General features: G+C 40.6%; 14 protein-coding genes. 9 read left to right on the top strand and 5 right to left on the bottom strand.

The genetic code is table 11. The annotated features are described in order from the left end of the window. Positions 1-1,503 (top strand): lipopolysaccharide biosynthesis protein, encoded by a 1,503-nt coding sequence (locus tag ACUXV0_RS13480; protein ID WP_446190086.1) that lies wholly within the window; start codon positions 1-3, stop codon positions 1,501-1,503. A gap of 3 nt (positions 1,504-1,506) precedes the next feature. Next, positions 1,507-2,958: a UDP-N-acetylmuramoyl-L-alanyl-D-glutamate--2,6-diaminopimelate ligase gene (locus ACUXV0_RS13475; protein WP_446190085.1), complete on the top strand. Its 1,452-nt coding sequence runs from the start codon at positions 1,507-1,509 to the stop codon at positions 2,956-2,958. Here ACUXV0_RS13475 and ACUXV0_RS13470 read toward each other — a convergent pair. Beyond that, complete coding sequence (locus tag ACUXV0_RS13470) at positions 2,955-5,183, bottom strand: FUSC family protein (RefSeq protein WP_446190084.1); 2,229 nt, start codon at positions 5,181-5,183, stop codon at positions 2,955-2,957. The genes ACUXV0_RS13475 and ACUXV0_RS13470 overlap by 4 nt on opposite strands. Before the next feature lie 125 nt (positions 5,184-5,308). Here ACUXV0_RS13470 and ACUXV0_RS13465 point away from each other — a divergent pair, with 125 nt between their 5' ends. After that, entirely contained in the window at positions 5,309-6,220 is a 912-nt protein-coding gene (locus tag ACUXV0_RS13465) for a sugar phosphate isomerase/epimerase family protein (protein ID WP_446190083.1), read from the top strand. Between the two features lie 43 nt (positions 6,221-6,263). Then, positions 6,264-6,593 (top strand): hypothetical protein, encoded by a 330-nt coding sequence (locus ACUXV0_RS13460; RefSeq protein ID WP_446190082.1) that lies wholly within the window; start codon positions 6,264-6,266, stop codon positions 6,591-6,593. On the opposite strand, the gene ACUXV0_RS13455 is transcribed toward ACUXV0_RS13460, so the two are convergent. Beyond that, complete coding sequence (locus tag ACUXV0_RS13455) at positions 6,590-8,377, bottom strand: MutS-related protein (RefSeq protein ID WP_446190081.1); 1,788 nt, start codon at positions 8,375-8,377, stop codon at positions 6,590-6,592. The two genes, ACUXV0_RS13460 and ACUXV0_RS13455, sit on opposite strands and share 4 nt — an antisense overlap. 39 nt (positions 8,378-8,416) lie before the next feature. On the opposite strand from ACUXV0_RS13455, the gene recG reads away from it, so the two are divergent. The 4 genes from recG (at position 8,417) to ACUXV0_RS13435 (ending at position 13,041) form a co-directional block, all read left to right on the top strand. Further along, positions 8,417-10,510 (top strand): ATP-dependent DNA helicase RecG, encoded by a 2,094-nt coding sequence (gene recG, locus ACUXV0_RS13450; RefSeq protein ID WP_446190080.1) that lies wholly within the window; start codon positions 8,417-8,419, stop codon positions 10,508-10,510. A gap of 136 nt (positions 10,511-10,646) precedes the next feature. Then, a complete protein-coding gene (locus ACUXV0_RS13445; RefSeq protein WP_446190079.1) occupies positions 10,647-12,512 on the top strand; it encodes a carbamoyltransferase family protein in 1,866 nt (621 codons plus the stop codon). Positions 12,513-12,524: 12 nt separating this feature from the next. Continuing rightward, complete coding sequence (locus ACUXV0_RS13440) at positions 12,525-12,674, top strand: DUF5989 family protein (RefSeq protein ID WP_446190078.1); 150 nt, start codon at positions 12,525-12,527, stop codon at positions 12,672-12,674. A gap of 4 nt (positions 12,675-12,678) precedes the next feature. Continuing rightward, complete coding sequence (locus tag ACUXV0_RS13435) at positions 12,679-13,041, top strand: SxtJ family membrane protein (protein WP_446190077.1); 363 nt, start codon at positions 12,679-12,681, stop codon at positions 13,039-13,041. Between the two features lie 88 nt (positions 13,042-13,129). Here the strand turns inward: ACUXV0_RS13435 and xylA are convergent, their stop codons facing one another. After that, the gene (gene xylA, locus ACUXV0_RS13430) at positions 13,130-14,470 is read right to left on the bottom strand and encodes a xylose isomerase (RefSeq protein WP_446190076.1); all 1,341 of its coding nucleotides are present in this window, start codon (positions 14,468-14,470) and stop codon (positions 13,130-13,132) included. 85 nt (positions 14,471-14,555) lie between these two features. Further along, positions 14,556-15,269, bottom strand: coding sequence for an MIP/aquaporin family protein (locus tag ACUXV0_RS13425; protein ID WP_446190075.1), 714 nt, complete (start codon positions 15,267-15,269; stop codon positions 14,556-14,558). Positions 15,270-15,331: 62 nt separating this feature from the next. Here ACUXV0_RS13425 and purB point away from each other — a divergent pair, with 62 nt between their 5' ends. Continuing rightward, positions 15,332-16,675: an adenylosuccinate lyase gene (gene purB, locus ACUXV0_RS13420; protein WP_446190074.1), complete on the top strand. Its 1,344-nt coding sequence runs from the start codon at positions 15,332-15,334 to the stop codon at positions 16,673-16,675. 32 nt (positions 16,676-16,707) lie between these two features. On the opposite strand, the gene ACUXV0_RS13415 is transcribed toward purB, so the two are convergent. Further along, the gene (locus ACUXV0_RS13415; protein WP_446190073.1) at positions 16,708-17,937 is read right to left on the bottom strand and encodes a pyridoxal phosphate-dependent decarboxylase family protein; all 1,230 of its coding nucleotides are present in this window, start codon (positions 17,935-17,937) and stop codon (positions 16,708-16,710) included. Between the last annotated feature and the right edge of the window lie 99 nt (positions 17,938-18,036).

The following is an 18,036-nucleotide window of genomic DNA, read 5'->3' as shown; positions in this document are numbered from 1 at the left end:
ATGTCTTTCCTCAAAAAACTCGCAGGCGACTCCGTTCTCTATGGAATCAACACTATAGTTGGGCGTTTATTGAATTGGCTTTTGGTGCCTCTTCACACCAGAGTTTTTCTAAATCCCGAGGTACTTGCAGAAAACAACCTCCTCTACACCTACGTCATTCCGCTGAATATACTTTTCACTTTTGGAATGGAGACTACCTTTTTTAGGTATGGTAATAAACCAGAAAGCCAAAAGGATGTCTTTAATCAGATTCTTAGTTTTATTCTGGTTTTAAGCCTTGTATTGTCAGGAGTAATTATCCTCTTCGCTACTCCATTAGTAGAAGCAATGGGATTCCCGGGTAAAGAACACTTATTGAAATGGATTGCCATCATCATTGGTGTTGATGCTATTTCGGCCATTGCTTTCGCAAAACTCAGAATTAACAACCAAGTCAAGAAGTTTGTTGGAGTAAGGATGTCGGCCTTGTTTGTCAATATTGGTCTCAACTTATTCTTCTTCTTAATTTGTTGGCCTATTCTTCAGGAAGGGCCAGAGGCTAACTTCTATGGTCTCATCAGTAAAATTTACAATCCTGAAATTGGGCCGGATTATATCATCCTCGCTAATTATGTAGCCAGTAGTTTAACCTTGTTATTCCTTTGGAAAGAGTTTGCACCTTTCCGATTCAAATGGAATGGCAAGGAGCTAAAGAAGTATATCAAATACGCCTACCCCTTGATATTTTTGGGATTGGCAGGAAGTATAAATCTGACGGCTGACAGACTCATGCTGCGTGGTCTTTTGCCGGATGGCTTTTACCCCGGACTTACCACAGATGATGCCTTCAGTATTTATGCTAATTGCTATAAGCTGAGCATTTTTATGACGCTGATCGTTCAAGCTTACAGATTCGCGGCCGATCCGTTTTTCTTTTCAAAAATGGGAGACAAAAATTCTCCTGAAATGCTAGCTATAAGTACCAAGTGGTTTACTCTCGCTTGTATTGTCCTTTGGGTGGCCGTTTCTCTAAATCTAGATTGGATAGGTCTGCTTCTTGGAGAAAATTACAGATCTGGTTTAGTGATCGTCCCGTGGCTTCTGCTAGCCAACCTTTTCATAGGGTTATATGGTAATATGTCTGTTTGGTATAAACTGACAGATAAAACCATCTACGGAACCTACATCACTGTAGCAGGTATGGTGGTCACCATAGGTCTTAACTATCTGTTTATTCCTGCTTTCGGTTATCTGGGCTGTGCTTATGCCTTTGTCATCAGCTCGTTTTTAATGGTTTTCCTAAGTTATTACTTCGGTCAAAAGCATTATCCCATACCTTATGAAACACTGAGAGTAATCATTTATTTAATAGCTGCCGCAGTAATAATCATCTTTAATTCTTATATCAGCATTGAGAACTTTGGGGTCAATATTGCCTTTCATATTCTCCAGTGTATTTTATTTGTAGCCGCTATATATTTCTTAGAACGTCACACGTTTTCAAATCTTAAAACCATTTCGTAATTCATGCTTTTAAGTGATATTCTGTATAAGATTCCACTTCTCACTGTTTCGGGTAAAACTGACTTTGAAATTCAAAAGATTGAGTTTGACAGTAGAAAAGTGCAGAAGGGAAACCTTTTCGTAGCCATACCTGGCACACAGGTAGATGGCCATGATTATATTCCAAAGGCTCTGGAGCTTGGAGCCTCAGCTATCTTATGCGAGAAAATCCCGGAAGAAAACGTAGGAGGAGCCACTTTCATAAAAGTTGAAAACGCAGCTCATGCGATGGGTCTGGCCGCGGCCAACTTCTATGATCATCCCTCTCAGTCAATACAACTCGTAGGGATTACCGGCACAAATGGTAAAACCTCGGTAGCGACGCTTCTGTTTAACCTCTTTAGAAAGTTAGGCTATAAGTGCGGCTTACTGTCTACGGTGCAAAATCAGATAGAAGATGATGTGATTCATGCTACACACACCACACCAGACTCTGTGAGCATCAATAAACTGCTGCAGCAAATGGTGGAAAAGGGCTGTGCATTTGTGTTCATGGAAGTCAGCTCACACTCTGTGGTGATGGAGCGTATCGCTGGACTGCATTTTGCCGGGGGTATCTTTACCAATATTACCCAGGACCACCTGGATTTCCATCAGACATTCAAAAACTATATAGCGGCCAAAAAAGGCTTTTTTGACCTTTTGCCCAAAACGGCATTTGCCCTCACCAATACCGACGATAAAAACGGAAAGGTGATGCTTCAAAACACCAAAGCACAAAAAGAGTCGTATACGCTCAAGGGAGTTGGTACTTTCAAAGGCAAAGTACTGGATAGTGGTTTGTTTGGCATTCAAATGACCATCAATGAGCAGGAAGTATGGTTTAAATTGATCGGAAAATTCAATGCCTATAATCTGCTCGCCGTTTATGGTGCAGCTGTACTACTAGACGAAAACCCTGAGGATGTTCTGACTGAGCTATCGCAACTAACACCTCCTCCTGGCAGATTTCAGCAGATTCATTCAGCAGACGGTAAAGTGGGGATTGTAGATTATGCTCATACGCCCGATGCTCTGCAAAATGTCCTGGAAACTATCAATGACCTTCGGGAAGATATCCAGCAGGTAATCACAGTTGTTGGTTGCGGCGGCAATAGAGATAAAGGCAAGCGACCGCAAATGGCTAAAATAGCGACAGAGCTTAGCCATAAAGTAATTTTGACTTCTGATAACCCCAGAAATGAAGAACCCGAGGAGATCCTAAAAGATATGCAGGAGGGCGTAAGTATTACCCGACGCAAAAAGGTTCTCACTATCTCTGACCGCCGGGAGGCCATAAAAACAGCAGTTATGCTGGCCAATGAAGGCGACATCATTTTAGTAGCCGGCAAAGGCCATGAAGACTATCAGGAGATTAAAGGTGTAAAACATCATTTTGATGACCGCGAAGAGCTGGTGAAGGCTTTTCAATCTTAGTCAAGATAAGCAGTTACCTGCTTCATACTATCACTCAAATTATAGAGCCATTTGAGCTGTTCGGTAATGAGCTTACCTTCCTGAAGTTTGCTACGCATTTCCGGACTTAAAGCGAGTTCCCCTTGCTCTAACTGCCGTGCACGCACTTCTTCCAAATCCTTAAATTTTGATTCAAGAGTTTTACTGGCGTCCTCAGTTTCTTCGGCATCATGTGTGGTCATTTCTTTGCCGGTGAGCAATATTTCTATGACATTCTCAAGGTTAAGTCCAATATGCCTAACCATAGTTCTGTAGGCCTCAGAAGCTTCAGTAGTAATATGGTTTTGAATATAAGTACCCATGGCCGCAGTGGCATTAAGAAAAGTTTGCACCAGCACTACCATGGCCTGTACCTGAGCCGTATGGATCTGCTGAGATTTGGGTTCTTCTGTTAACCGCTGAAATGAGGACAGGAGATTACCAGTTTCTATGAAGGCCTTCTTTCTGGAAAGTCTATACCCTGTATCTGCTATTTCTTTAGATTGGTAAATTCTGTCTACTTGCCCAAAATACTCCTGAACTGCCTTGAGAGATTTGACCATACTGCCTTTGATATTATTTCCCTCCCAGCTGGGCCAAAGCACATAAATGGCAGCAAAAGAGATGGCAGCACCAATTAATGTATCCAGCACCCGGTAACCAATAATCTGATAGGTTTCCTGAACCAATAGAGCATATAAAAGCACCACAATCAAAGTGATAAACGTGGCCGCCACTTTATAGTTTTTTTGTAAAAAACTGAAACCAATAAATGTCACAGGCACAGCCAGAATCCCGTAAACCAATGGCGAATCTGTTATATACACTATGATAAATCCTATGGCAGCACCTATGAGTGTGCCAATTATTCGGTTCACCACTCTTTCTTTGGTCAATCCAAAGTTTGGTCTCAGGCTTACACCTATCGTCAGGAGTATCCAATAAGAGTTCTGATGATTCATCAGGCTACCGATGACTAATCCAATCATCATTGCAGAAGTAAACCTAAGAGCATGCTTAAAGGTATTCGACTCAAAACTCAGGTTGTTCTTAATCGTATTCCAGCTATAATCCTGAGAGGTGATAAAAAGTTTACGATCTTTCTTCCCGATGGTGACTGCCGTATTTTCCAAAAGACGATTATAAATACGCTTGGCCTGGCTGATCTTCTCCCATTTCTTAGATTCTGAATCAATGATATTTCTCAAAAGAAGCACTCCCTCCCTGGCCTCCGGAAGTCCAACCTTTTGAACATATTCACCGATACTTTTCTCAATGGCTTCCTCATGCGTATCATCTTCCTGAGATAGCAGTAAATCATCTCCCTTTCTAAGGGCCTCAGCCAAGGCATACAAGTGAACGATCGATTTTGCTGAGAGGTCTTTCAGAGGGTTCATGATCTCCCCGTTTTGACTAAATATTTCTTTACAAAGATCCTTCTCTACTCCTTGAGCCTGTGATAACTCATAAATATCCAGTACCTCCAAAAAAATAAGCAAATACCTATTGGTTCTGTTTGATTGACCTGAGGATATTCGTTTTTGATACAGTAACTCCCTTAGCAACTCATGCTGCCCGTTAATCTTCACCTGAATGTTTAGCAACTTTTTCTCCAGAGCCAAAGCATTGTCTGGTTCATTCCAAAGCAACTGATAGTTTGTTTTCAGATACTCCGATGTGTCTTCAATGCATTGAGCCAAATTGAGTGCAATATTCTTTTTTTCAAACACCTTATGGCTGATACCGGCCAGTACCAAGTACCATAAACCTCCTCCGGCTATAAGGGCCAATTGTTCAAAAAGAGGTATCATGCTTTTTTGCAAAGCAAAACTCATCACAATGGCCAGCTGACCAGAGAAACCTACCATAGCTCCTCGAATACCATACACAGATAACATGGAAACGAAAAAGCAGGCAAAAGCGAAGAAAATGACAAAAACAGAATAAGAGATCTGACGTAGTAAACCGCCGGTTCCAACGATCAACAAGGCAACGGCCAAGGCTGAAAGAATTCCCCAAAAACGGTGTCGATTACTACCATCGGTATTTGGAAGAAAGGTAAAGAGTGTGCCTAAGGCAAAAGCAAAACCCTTGTAAAATTCATCGATCTGAAATCCAATGGTCACAGGTATCACCAAGGAAATCGTCAAAACCAGGCCTTTGATGGTATCAAATGAGAGCAGATACGGTTCAATTTTAGATTTCATCTATCGCAAATTTAGGGCAATTATATTCTTCCTAAGCCTTTATCTTTTTAAGGCCCGTGAATTCTGAGATGGTTTCAATTTCGACTTTAGAATTACCTATATTCGTGACCAAAGCTTATACATAAATGTTTCAATTAGGATTTGTTTCTGCTATTCTGGAAGACAGAAGTTTCGATGAATTAATAGCCTTTGCCGGCAATAACGATTTTGAAAGCGTAGAAGTCATGTGCTGGCCCGGGAGTAATGGTGACACCAGAAGGTATGCGGGGGTCACGCATATTGACGTCGACAATTTTGATAAATCAGCAATTCAAGAGACACTTAAAAGCCACAGCGTAATCATCTCTGGTTTAGGCTATTACCCTAACCCTTTAGATGCAGATAAAGCAAAATCTGAGTTCTACGTAGAGCATATAAAGAAAGTTATCAGAGCCTGTGCTCAATTGGAGATCCCGGTGATGAATACCTTCATTGGCAGAAACCAGTTGCTGAATATGGAGGAAAATTTAAAGCTTTTCAGAAAGCTTTGGGCTCCTATTCTTAAAGTCGCGGAAGAGGAAAATGTAAAAATTGGTATAGAAAACTGTCCGATGTTTTTCACAAATGATGAATGGCCGGGAGGTAAAAATCTGGCGATAAGCCCTGCCGTTTGGGATCAAATGTTTGAGGCCTTCCCTACTCCTTTGTTTGGCTTAAATTATGATCCTTCGCACATGATTTTTCAGCAGATGGATGAAATAAAACCTATCTATGATTACAAAGAAAGGTTACATCATATACACATCAAGGATGTAAAAGTGTATAAAGAAAAACTGAATAGAGTGGGTATTCTGGCTAACCCTTTAGAATACCATTCCCCGAAACTACCAGGCCTGGGAGATGTCAATTGGCGGGGCTTTTTTGCGGCACTTACAGATGTGAGATACCGGGGACCGGTGGTTATAGAAGTGGAGGACAAAGCCTTTGAAGGCTCTGCCGCCGACATTGAGAAAGCTATCTTGACCAGCAGAAATTATGTGAAACAATTTTTGCCTTAAGCAACCTTATTTGAGAAATCTCGTTTATTAAATTAAAATGACCTTGAACAAATTACTCCTTCTTTCGTTCATAACCCTTCTATTTTCTTGCGACTCTGTGAGCATTGGAGCCTACAAGAAAGTAAAATTTAAACCTACTCAGTGTGCCAATCCATGGGACTTTAATGGCTCAGAGGGGGAGGCCGTCGATCGGTTTAAAGAATACCTTTTCACAAACGGGATCACAGAAATCAAAAGCTTTAGACTCAGCAGTGATAATAAATCCTATTGTGAGGCATGTTCATGTGAAGGCCGAGACACCTACACCTTCTCGATCCTAAAAACGGAGTATGATTTGCTGAAGACCATCCCTCCTTTTGATCAGCTGGACTAGACGTTCAATCCAACGCTTCTCAGAAGTTCAGAGGCATTGAAGCTTTGACAAACTCCCTCTTTCAGTAAATAATCGAAGGTGAGTTCACCATCTTTTGAGTCGTATTCAAAATAGAAGTTTTTAACCTGTTCAGGATATCTTTCGGCAATTTCCGTAGTTCTCAAATCATGCGTAGCCACCATGGCAAAGGCATCTTTCTTGATGACTTCTTCCAGAAATGCAATCGACCCTTTTAGCTTGTCCTCTGAGTTTGTCCCTCTTAACATTTCGTCGACCAATACTAGTGCCTTAGGCGAGTTCATAGCAGTCAGCAGCATCCTGATTTTATCAATTTCAGCCTTAAATGTAGATGCATTTTCCTGTAAGGAATCCTTAATCCTCATATAAGAATAAAGCTGAATACCTTCAGAAACGATCATCTCCTTTGCACAAACCGGAGCCCCCAGGTAAGCCAGCAAAATATTACAGCCAGTGGTCCTCAAAAAAGTACTTTTACCAGACATATTGGAGCCTGTGATCAGGCTAAGTTGATTCGTTTTCCCCAGATCAAAGTCGTTACACACCGCCCCAGCTATAAGAGGGTGGCCTGCTTGTACCATTTTTATATTGACTCTGTTATCTTCTTCAATAACGGGGTACGTCCAATCTTTCTCATTAAATGCCAGGGTACCCAAACTCCCATAAAGCTCAAAACGAGCAATGCTTGATAATATCTTCTCAAAAAACTCTGGATTCTTGTTAATCCATTCTCTTAGCTGTACCAGCTGCACTAAATCAAACGGTGAAAACAGGTAAAGGAAGAAAGCCGCAAACTGGTTATCCTTCATTTCTATTTTCTTGACAATGTTTTTAAAACTCAGAATCGGGTTCTGACCAGAGTGAGTCTCAGGTATCCTCTCTTTTCCGTTTCTGAGTAAGCTTGAAGACCACTTTTCATCTAAAATTAGATCTACGGCCAGCCGATATTGATCCAGTTCTCTGCTTGCTCCTTTTATCTTCGAAAAATAGGGTGCTGTTAGTTCTTTATTTGCTCCTGAGATACCATAATGCAGAAATAAGAAAAACGCAATCGAAGACATTCCTACCGTAAGTCCTACAAAGTAAAACGCCGCAACAATCAGGAATGGCACAAGCCATTTTATATAAAAATAAGCTTTAATTAATCCTTCAAACTTCAGTTTAGGAGGCTTTTCTAGAGCAGATAACTGTTCTATTCCAGCGTTTTCTATGGAGAATAATGAAGCCTGGAAATTCTGACGCCACTCTGGTTTAATTTCCAGCTCTTTTACCGCCTCTTGTCTTTGATATACTTCTTCAATTCCCGCATTTTTGAGAAATGAATTCGCCAAAGCTAGCAAGCCACCCGCTGTTTTAGCTCTGTTGACTTTGTGAAACAAGGAAAACTCTCCAAATACATCTAAGTCACCCGTGTATGGGTGTTTAATATCTTCAAATGCCGCCCCATTACCATAAATTGATTTCTTACCATCAGAGACACCAATTTCATTTTGTATAACTTTTAAAAGCAAAGTCTTCAGCTCCAGATCATCTGAAAGTTTATCGTGGTATTTCACCAGTTTATAAAAGCCAAAGAGAATACAAACACCCGCTATTGCGGTAAATAGTATGGTGGTTTTTAAAAGAAAATAGAAGATCACGGCGGAAGCTATGATGGCTAGTAATCTGTAAGTAGAAACTCTATTCACCTTACTTTTGGCCTTGGCATATTCCTCCTGCACCTTTTTCAGCCTCTGCTGATAATACCTTTCTTCCTTATTTTTCATTATGCGTGAAATTACCAAATGGCTTTCTATTTTTGTTTCATGTCCTCGCTTTTAAACAAAAACATTGAATACCTGAGAGGAGTAGGTCCCCAAAGAGCCGATTTACTTAAAACTGAATTAGGGCTTTTTACATATCTGGACTTACTGCAGTATTACCCATTTAGGTATGAGGACAGATCTCAATTTCATACCATTTCGTCTATCCATGAAGGTATGGAAGCGGCCCAAATAAAAGGTAGAATTGTCAGCACTCAGAAAATAGGTTCTGCCCGTAAACAGCGTTTGGTGGTAGAGTTTTCTGATCATACCGGCAGTCTGGAACTGGTCTGGTTTCAGGGCATCAGATGGGTAGAAAAAAAACTGAGAGTAGGTGGAGAATATCTGGTTTACGGCAAGCCAGTGAGATTTGGGAGCAAATACAACATCACCCATCCGGAAATTGACATTTTAACTCCTACCAATAGTAAAACAGGTGGTTTTAAGCCAATCTACTCTCTCACAGAAAAACTGCGAAAAAAGTTTATCGACAGCAAGGTCATCGGGCAAATCACCTTTAATGCTCTGCAGGAAATTGGAAGCCAGATTCCTGAAAATCTACCTGAGAGCCTGATCAATAAATTTAAACTAATCCCACGTTTTCAGGCATTCCACCTTATTCATCATCCAAAGGATTTTAACCATACGAGGCATGCGAGCAGACGGCTGAAATTTGAAGAACTTTTTTATAATCAGCTCAACCTCATCAATCAGAAGCTGGTTAAAAAGAATGAGAATCAAGGTCACTTATTTCAGAAGACCGAGCTTTTGACCCAATTCTATGAAGAACATCTTCCTTTTGAGCTAACAGGTGCTCAAAAGAAAGTGATCCGAGAAATTTTTGCCGATTTCAAATCCGGCAAACAAATGAATCGGCTCTTGCAGGGAGATGTGGGTTCAGGTAAAACCATTGTTAGCTTCATTTGTATGTTAATGGCTATTGACGCCGATGCCCAGTGCTGTCTGATGGCTCCTACAGAAATTCTGGCCACCCAACATTTTAATGGACTTCGAGAGTTTGCTGATTTACTCGGTATGAGAATTGATCTCCTCACCGGCTCCACAAAAAAGAAGGAAAGAGAGCTGATTCATATGGGGCTAAGAGACGGTACTACCAAAATAATCGTAGGTACCCATGCCCTACTAGAAGACGTAGTCCAATTTCAAAACCTTGGTCTTTGTGTCATTGATGAGCAGCATCGTTTTGGAGTAGCTCAAAGAGCAAAACTCTGGAATAAAAACAAACGAATACATCCGCATATTCTGGTGATGACAGCTACGCCAATCCCCAGAACCTTAGCAATGACGCTTTATGGTGATTTAGATGTATCAGTCATAGATGAGCTTCCTGCAGGAAGAAAACCCATTAAAACTGTACACCGGTATGATTCAAAAAGGCTTGAGGTTTTTCAGTTTCTAAGAGATGAGATCGCTAAAGGCAGACAGGTGTACATCGTGTACCCTTTAATTGAGGAGTCTGAGCAGATGGACTATAAGAATCTCATGGATGGTTATGAGAGTATAGCCAGGGCTTTTCCGGAAGAAGCACTAAGTATAGTGCATGGCAAAATGAAGCCACAGGATAAGGAGTTTGAGATGCAACGTTTTGTTAAAGCTGAGACCTCAATCATGGTTGCCACAACGGTCATTGAAGTTGGAGTTAATGTACCAAACGCCAGTCTGATGATCATCGAAAATGCAGAACGTTTTGGTTTAGCCCAATTACACCAGTTAAGAGGGCGTGTAGGTAGAGGAGTGGAGCAATCCTACTGCATACTCATGACAGGAGTCAAACTCAGCAATGACTCCCGAAAGAGAATCCAAACTATGGTGGAAACCAATGACGGTTTTAGAATATCTGAGGTAGATCTGGAATTACGAGGCCCGGGAGACATTACCGGTACCCAGCAAAGTGGAATAGTTGATCTAAAAATTGCAAATCTGGCCACTGATACGAAAATTTTGAGCTTTGCCAGAGAGTCTGCTCAAGAAATCCTTGATAAAGATCCCAAACTGAAAAAAGCAGAGCATGAAATGATTAAAAATCACATGAATTCTACCAAATCTGAAGCCGTCAAATGGAGTAAGATTAGTTGACGACATTAAATTTAGATTATAATATCTGTCTAATTCTAAAATTGATCTCTTTCTGGGTGACGATAAATAAAATTACCTTGTTAATTCAAGCTTGACCCAGTAATATTGAATCTTATTTGAAAAAATAATTAAGACCTTGAAAATCCTAGGAATTTCGGCCTTTTACCATGATTCGGCTGCTGCTATTATTGAAAATGGAGAAATAATTGCTGCTGCACAAGAAGAGCGATTCACCAGAAAAAAACATGATCCGGCGTTTCCCACAAACGCGGTAAAGTTTTGTCTTGAATATGCTGGACTCTCACTCAGCCAATTAGATGCTATTGTGTTTTACGATAAGCCCCTACTAAAAATGGAGAGGCTACTGGAAACATATTATGCCTTCTCACCAAAAGGGCTTAGGTCTTTCCTAACAGCCATACCAGTTTGGCTCAAGGAAAAAATGTTCCTCAAGAAAATGCTCTACACCGAGCTATTTGAGATAGAAAAATTTGACAAGAAGAAGGTCAAATTGCTTTTTCCTGAACATCACCTTTCTCATGCGGCCTCAGCCTTTTATCCATCATCCTATGATGACGCCGCCATCCTTACACTCGATGGTGTAGGCGAATGGGCTACAGCCTCTATTGGCCACGGAAAAGGTAATAAAATTGAAATCTTAAAAGAGTTAAAATTCCCACACTCGCTGGGTTTATTATACTCTGCTTTTACCTACTTTTTGGGCTTTAAGGTAAACTCAGGCGAGTACAAACTGATGGGCCTGGCCCCCTATGGTCGCCACGGCTCAAAAGAAGTAGATGAGTATAAGAAAATCATCAAAGAGCAATTGATCAAAATATATGATGATGGCTCCTTATGGCTTGATCAAAACTACTTCAATTACGCCACAGGCCTAAGAATGGTCTATGATGACAAGTGGGAAAAGCTATTTGGTTTCCCTCGTAGAGATGCAGAAACTTTACTGGAGCAACATCATTGTGATCTGGGCTTGGCCATTCAGGAGATAACAGAAGAGATTGTGATATTGATGGCAAAAGAAGCCAAAAAAATCACGGGTTCAGAAAATTTGGTGATGGCTGGTGGTGTGGCTTTGAATTGTGTAGCAAACGGTAAGCTTCAGAAAGCGAATATTTTCAAAAACGTTTATATCCAACCGGCTGCAGGAGATGCAGGTGGAGCTTTGGGTGCGGCATTGGCGGCACATTTTATCACTTTTGATCAGGAAAGAACCACAAATAGCTCAAAATTAGATGCCATGGAGGGATCCTATCTGGGCCCTAGATTCTCTGACCTTGATATTGAACTGACTGCCAAAAAGTACAAAGCTCACTATGAGCATTTCGAAAATTTTGAAAGTCTTTCTTCAAAAACCGCAGAATTGATTGCCGATGGCAATGTGATCGGCTGGTTTCAGGGCAGGATGGAATTTGGTCCAAGAGCCTTAGGTGCTAGGAGTATTTTAGGAGACCCAAGAAATCCTGAAATGCAGAAGAAGCTGAACCTGAAAATAAAATATCGTGAAGGCTTCAGGCCTTTTGCACCTTCTGTTTTAGCTGAAGATGTTTCAGAGTACTTTGAGTGTGAAACGCCTTCGCCGTATATGCTTCTTGTTCACGGAGTTCAGGAATCAAGAAGAAACCAGACACCCGAGAACTACGAAGCTTTACCTATGATGGAGAAGCTCTATTTCTTACGATCAGACTTACCTTCTATCACGCATATTGATTACTCTGCTCGTATCCAAACAGTGCATGAAGAGACTAATCCCAGGTATTACCAGCTTATTTCTGATTTCAAACAGAATACTGGCGTGGGTGTTGTAGTTAATACAAGTTTTAACGTGAGAGGAGAGCCAATTGTGTGTACTCCGGAAGACGCTTATCGCTGCCTTATGCGTACAGAAATGGATTATTTGGTAGTAGGCGATTATTTATTTGACAAAACCAAACAGCCTGAGTGGCTTGAAAAAGACAACTGGAAAGAAGAGTTTGTGCTAGACTAACACTAATAGATTATGGATTTCTTAAAAGACTTGTGGAATTTTCTCAGAGAACGTAAAAAGTGGTGGTTAACACCAGTAATCATTGTTCTCCTTTTAATCGGTGTGATCATTGTACTTGGCGGTGGCTCAGCCATTGCACCTTTCATTTATACACTTTTCTAAACCTATGGAGAAGCAGAATAAATCTCAGGTTATTTTATCCATTACAGTGGGCTTTTTGGTCTTGTTTGCCATTTTCAAGGCAGATTGGCTCTTATGGGTAGCCACAGTAGTAGGTGTGCTTGGTTTGCTATTTGACAGTTTTGCCGGTCTGGTAACAAAGTTCTGGCTAAAACTGGCAGAAGTATTGGGCAGAATTAATGGAAGCATATTATTGACCATTATTTTCTTCATCTTTTTGACTCCAATAGCTTTTTTGATGAGAATATTTAAGAAGTCTGATGAGCTTCATCTGAAGGCTCCCGAGAATAGCAATTACGAAGAGAGGAATCATACCTATCAGGCAAAAGACCTTCAGAATATCTGGTAAAACCTTGTAAGGACTTAAAAAATAAACCCCGACTATAGAGCCGGGGTTTTTGTTTTGTTGTACTCAATTGCTTTCGCAAATAAGTGCATCAAATATACTGATTCAAGATCATTTCATACAACTCTTGTTTTCCGCTGATTTGAGCAGGCTCACCAGATTCAGCAGCGATATTTCTCAAATCTTCAAGAGTCAATTCTCCTTTTTCAAACTTGGCACCATTACCAGAATCGAAAGAAGCATATCTATCTGCTCTCATTTTCTTGTAAGGAGACTTTGTTAAGATTTCATCCGCAATCAAAAGAGCACGTGCAAACACGTCCATACCTCCGATATGAGCAATGAAGATATCTTCAAGGTCAGTAGAGTTTCTTCTTGTTTTGGCATCAAAGTTCACACCACCAGTTTCAAAACCACCCGCTTCCAGAATTACGAGCATAGCCTCTGTAGTCTCATATATATCTACAGGGAACTGGTCAGTATCCCATCCGTTTTGGTAGTCACCTCTGTTAGCGTCAATAGAACCCAACATACCAGCATCCGCTGCCATTTGTAATTCATGAGCAAAAGTATGACCCGCTAAAGTGGCATGATTTACTTCAGCATTGATCGCAAAATCCTTATCCAAACCATGGCTTCTTAGGAAACCGATTACTGTTTGAGAATCAAAATCATATTGGTGTTTTGTAGGCTCGGCAGGCTTTGGCTCAATATAGTACTTACCTTCAAAACCATTCTTTCTACCGTACTCAGAAGCAATCTTCAAGAACTGACCCAAGTGATCTAGTTCGGCCTTAGTATTGGTATTTAAGAGAGACATATAGCCTTCTCTACCACCCCAGAATGTATAACCTTCTCCGCCTAGCTCTATAGTTGCGTCAATCGCATTTTTCACTTGAAGACCAGCATGTGCTACTACATCAAAGTTAGGGTTAGTGGATGCTCCATTCATGTATCTTGGGTTAGAGAATACATTAGCAGTACCCCAAAGTAGTTTTACGCCTGAAGCAGCCTGCTTTTGCTTAGCATAGTCTACCATTTTACGAAGATTACTCTCGTATTCTGCAGTAGATGAGCCTTCAGGAGACATATCAACATCATGGAAACACCACCAGCCGGCACCAATTTTTGTAAAGAATTCAAAAGCCGCATCCATTTTATCATGAGCCGCAGCTAAAGCATCTTTCTTGGCATCCCATGGGAAAACCTGAGTACCAGGACCGAAAGGATCATTACCCGTTCCACAGAATGTATGCCAGTAAGAGATCGCAAAACGCAGGTGATCTCTCATTGTTTTACCAGCAACTACTCTGTTTTCGTCATAAAATTTAAAGGCCATCGGATTGTCAGACTCACGTCCTTCAAACTTGATTGGTTCCTTTACAAATGGGAAATATTCTTTTTCTCCCAGTGTAAGATTTAAATGGCTCATCTTTATCGATTAATGTTATTCTGATTAATAAGTGTCAAAGATACAATTATTAATTTTCTAGCTATCACTTTATTGATATTTTTTATCAAAGTCCGAACAAAAGCATGAACAGGCCTCCCAGTACGGCACCTATCAATGGAGCTACTACTGGTAGCCAGGCATAAGACCAGTTATTGCCGCCTTTACCGGCAATTGGTAGTATTGCATGGGCAAGTCGCGGACCCAAATCACGTGCAGGATTAATAGCATAACCCGTAGTTCCACCTAATGAAAGACCTATAGACCAAACCAGAACTCCAACCAGAAATGGTTTCAATCCACTCGTGGCCTCGGCGTAAATAGCCATAACACCCACTATTAAAGCAAAAGTCCCGATGATCTCACTGAGCATATTGCCTAAGGTATGTTTGATGGCCGGCCCTGTACAGAAAATCCCTAGTTTGGCACCTTGATCTTCTGTAGCTGCCCAGTGAGGAAGATACATCAACCATACTGTAGTAGCTCCTAAAAATGCCCCGATAAACTGTGCCAGTATAAATGAACCAGCATTGGTAAAATCACCCGAATGAACTGCTAATGCCACCGTCACAGCAGGATTTAAGTGAGCTCCTTCACTTCCGAATTTTTGAGCCACAAAAACGGCCATCGCTACCGCGAAACCCCAACCTGTAGCTGTAACTATCCATCCTGAATTTTGACCGTAGGTTTTATTTAGTGTGGTATTGGCATTAACGCCGGCACCAAGAAGAATGAGCATAAAGGTGCCTATCAGCTCACCGATAAAGTTTGTTGTTTCCATTTTGTAAGGTTATAGGGTTATATGTAGGCAATTTAGTAATTTTGCGGCTTAATTATAATCAGATGGCATTAAACACACTTACGGCTATTTCGCCGGTAGATGGTAGATATAGAAGACATACAGAGCCCCTGGCTCCTTACTTCTCAGAGTTCGGTCTAATTCATTACAGAGTACGCGTAGAAATTGAATACTTCATTGCTCTTTGTGAAGTTCCTTTACCTCAGCTAGAAGGATTTAATAAAGCTTTGTACCCGGCAATACGTAAGATTTATGAAGATTTTTCTGAGGCTGATGCTCAGCAAATCAAGGAAATTGAGAAGACAACTAATCATGATGTAAAAGCTGTAGAGTATTTCATCAAGGAGAAGTTTGCTGAACTGGGCATTGAAAGTCAATCGGAGTTTGTACACTTTGGACTTACCTCACAAGATATCAATAATACATCTATCCCTCTTTCTCTCAAAGAAGGCTCAGAAGTTGTTTTATTTCCGCTTCTTGAAAATTTGATAAAGACCTTAAGTGGACTGGCCGAAGACTGGAAAGAAGTGTCAATGCTAGCCAAAACACATGGTCAGCCGGCATCTCCTACTCGTTTAGGTAAGGAAATTGAAGTATTTGTAGAAAGACTACAAGTGCAATATGATCAACTAAAGTCAATTCCTTTCTCCGCTAAATTTGGTGGTGCTACAGGTAATTTCAATGCTCATCATGTAGCCTATGGAGATCATGACTGGGTGGCTTTCGGGAATAGCTTTGTAAATGAAATTTTAGGACTTTCCAGAAGTCAAAAAACAACACAGATAGAGCATTACGATAATCTGGCTTCTTACTCAGACGCTCTGAAACGAATCAATACCATCCTTATCGACTTCTCCAGAGATATCTGGACTTACGTCATGATGGAGTATTTCAAGCAAAAGATTAAAGAAGGTGAAGTAGGTTCTTCTGCAATGCCACATAAGGTCAATCCAATTGACTTTGAAAATGCTGAAGGTAATTTGGGTGTGGCCAATGCCCTGTTGGAGCATTTTGCTGCTAAACTCCCAATTTCCAGACTACAAAGAGACTTGACAGATTCTACTGTTTTGAGAAATATTGGTGTACCAATTTCACATGTGGTGATCGCCTTGAAATCTCTTGATAAAGGTATTGGCAAACTACAGCTGAATGAAGCGGCAATTGAGAGAGACCTTGAAGAAAACTGGGCTGTAGTAGCTGAAGCTATTCAAACCGTTTTAAGAAGAGAAGGTTTCCCAAAACCTTATGAAGCTCTAAAGGCTTTGACCCGTAAAAACGAAAAAATAACAGAGACATCCATCAGAAACTTCATAGAGAGTTTAGACGTCTCAGATAAAGTTAAATATGAATTAAAGGCCATATCGCCTTTTAATTACACAGGAGTTTAAGAAAAAGGGAAGCCAAAAGCTTCCCTTTCTTTTTACGCTTTTTCTGTTAGGTCTTCCAGCAGACTTTCTAAAGACTCTGTAGTTACATGTTCCATAATGATAATCTTATACCATTTTGGGTCAGCATGATTATCAGGAACTATATAGTATTTATCAATAATCTCCTTTGGTAGTCCTCCCGATTTGATCGTAATGATATTTGACTCTTTCTCTCGGAAAAACTCAACGCCCATTTGAGATAATTGCTCTGCAAACCAGTCAGCTCTTCTTTTCAATAAATAAACTTTCTCACGCCAGCCGTGCGGCCCATGAGCCGATAGAATCATCCAAACGGCTATAGCATTTGCTCCAGATCGGCTACCTACTATGGTATAATCCTCTCCCTTCACATAAGAAGCGTCTTTAGTCAGGGTGTACTGCATAAAACCATCACGGATCAAAAATATGCCTGTTCCATAAGGAGCCTGAACCATCTTGTGGGCATCAATGGTAATGCTATTGATCAGCGGGTTTGAGAAATCTAAATTAGTCTCTACATCTGTAAACGGATAGTAAAACCCTCCATACGCACCATCTATATGGATTTTAAACTCCAAACCAGATTTCTGTAGTTCCGAAGCAATTGGCTCAATCTCATCTACACTACCAAACATGGTTGTCATCATGTTAGAAACAAACACCACTGCCTTTTTACCTTTAACTTTGCAGTCTTTCAAAGTATCATGAATGACCTCTGGTTTCATTCTTCGACTTTCTTCATCCACCTCAATTTTTGCTAAGTCCAATGCAAGCAATTTACAGCCTTTGGGTATACTGTAATGTGTATCAGACGAACACAAAACGATTATCTCATCAGGCTTAAATCCAAACTCTTTAGCATAATATTCCCGGTAAATCCACAGGGCTTGAATATTTGACTCGGTACCGCCTGTGGCTACATATCCATCATATCCTTTTGGCTCTGCCTTGAAAATGTCACACGCAATCATATTCAGCAGTTCCCTTTCCATTTCCTGTGTTCCGGCAAATGTAGGTTCTGACTGTGCTACCGTATGGCATCCAATATGATTTGGATTGTTAATTAAGGTCTGTAAAAATGGAGCGTTGGCTAAAATGGGACTATTACCAGGAAATATCTTGCTATCTAAGTGAGAGCAAGGCATTCCTAAAATGGGCTCTTCATAAAAACTGCTATTTTCTGAAAGAGCCCGGGAGATTCTTTCTTGAATCTCTGAATGAGATCTTTTCTTCCAAAATTTCATGTCTTATTGTACTCGTTTGTTGATGTGTGATAAAATTACAATAAATTAGTTGTCATGACAACTAATTATGACTTAAACGAATTTGACTGTATGGGATAG

It is taken from the genome of Jiulongibacter sp. NS-SX5, assembly GCF_052828545.1.
This window is presented reverse-complemented; position numbering and strand designations above follow the sequence as displayed.

What these genes read in the sequence shown, in the direction of transcription:
- ACUXV0_RS13435 (WP_446190077.1), top strand. Translation starts at nt 12,679, where the DNA reads ATGGAGAAGCAGAATAAATCTCAGGTTATTTTATCCATTACAGTGGGC.
- ACUXV0_RS13480 (WP_446190086.1), top strand. Translation starts at nt 1, where the DNA reads ATGTCTTTCCTCAAAAAACTCGCAGGCGACTCCGTTCTCTATGGAATC.
- xylA (WP_446190076.1), bottom strand. Translation starts at nt 14,470, where the DNA reads ATGAGCCATTTAAATCTTACACTGGGAGAAAAAGAATATTTCCCATTT.
- ACUXV0_RS13425 (WP_446190075.1), bottom strand. Translation starts at nt 15,269, where the DNA reads ATGGAAACAACAAACTTTATCGGTGAGCTGATAGGCACCTTTATGCTC.
- ACUXV0_RS13470 (WP_446190084.1), bottom strand. Translation starts at nt 5,183, where the DNA reads ATGAAATCTAAAATTGAACCGTATCTGCTCTCATTTGATACCATCAAA.
- ACUXV0_RS13455 (WP_446190081.1), bottom strand. Translation starts at nt 8,377, where the DNA reads ATGAAAAATAAGGAAGAAAGGTATTATCAGCAGAGGCTGAAAAAGGTG.
- purB (WP_446190074.1), top strand. Translation starts at nt 15,332, where the DNA reads ATGGCATTAAACACACTTACGGCTATTTCGCCGGTAGATGGTAGATAT.
- ACUXV0_RS13475 (WP_446190085.1), top strand. Translation starts at nt 1,507, where the DNA reads ATGCTTTTAAGTGATATTCTGTATAAGATTCCACTTCTCACTGTTTCG.
- ACUXV0_RS13465 (WP_446190083.1), top strand. Translation starts at nt 5,309, where the DNA reads ATGTTTCAATTAGGATTTGTTTCTGCTATTCTGGAAGACAGAAGTTTC.
- ACUXV0_RS13440 (WP_446190078.1), top strand. Translation starts at nt 12,525, where the DNA reads ATGGATTTCTTAAAAGACTTGTGGAATTTTCTCAGAGAACGTAAAAAG.
- recG (WP_446190080.1), top strand. Translation starts at nt 8,417, where the DNA reads ATGTCCTCGCTTTTAAACAAAAACATTGAATACCTGAGAGGAGTAGGT.
- ACUXV0_RS13415 (WP_446190073.1), bottom strand. Translation starts at nt 17,937, where the DNA reads ATGAAATTTTGGAAGAAAAGATCTCATTCAGAGATTCAAGAAAGAATC.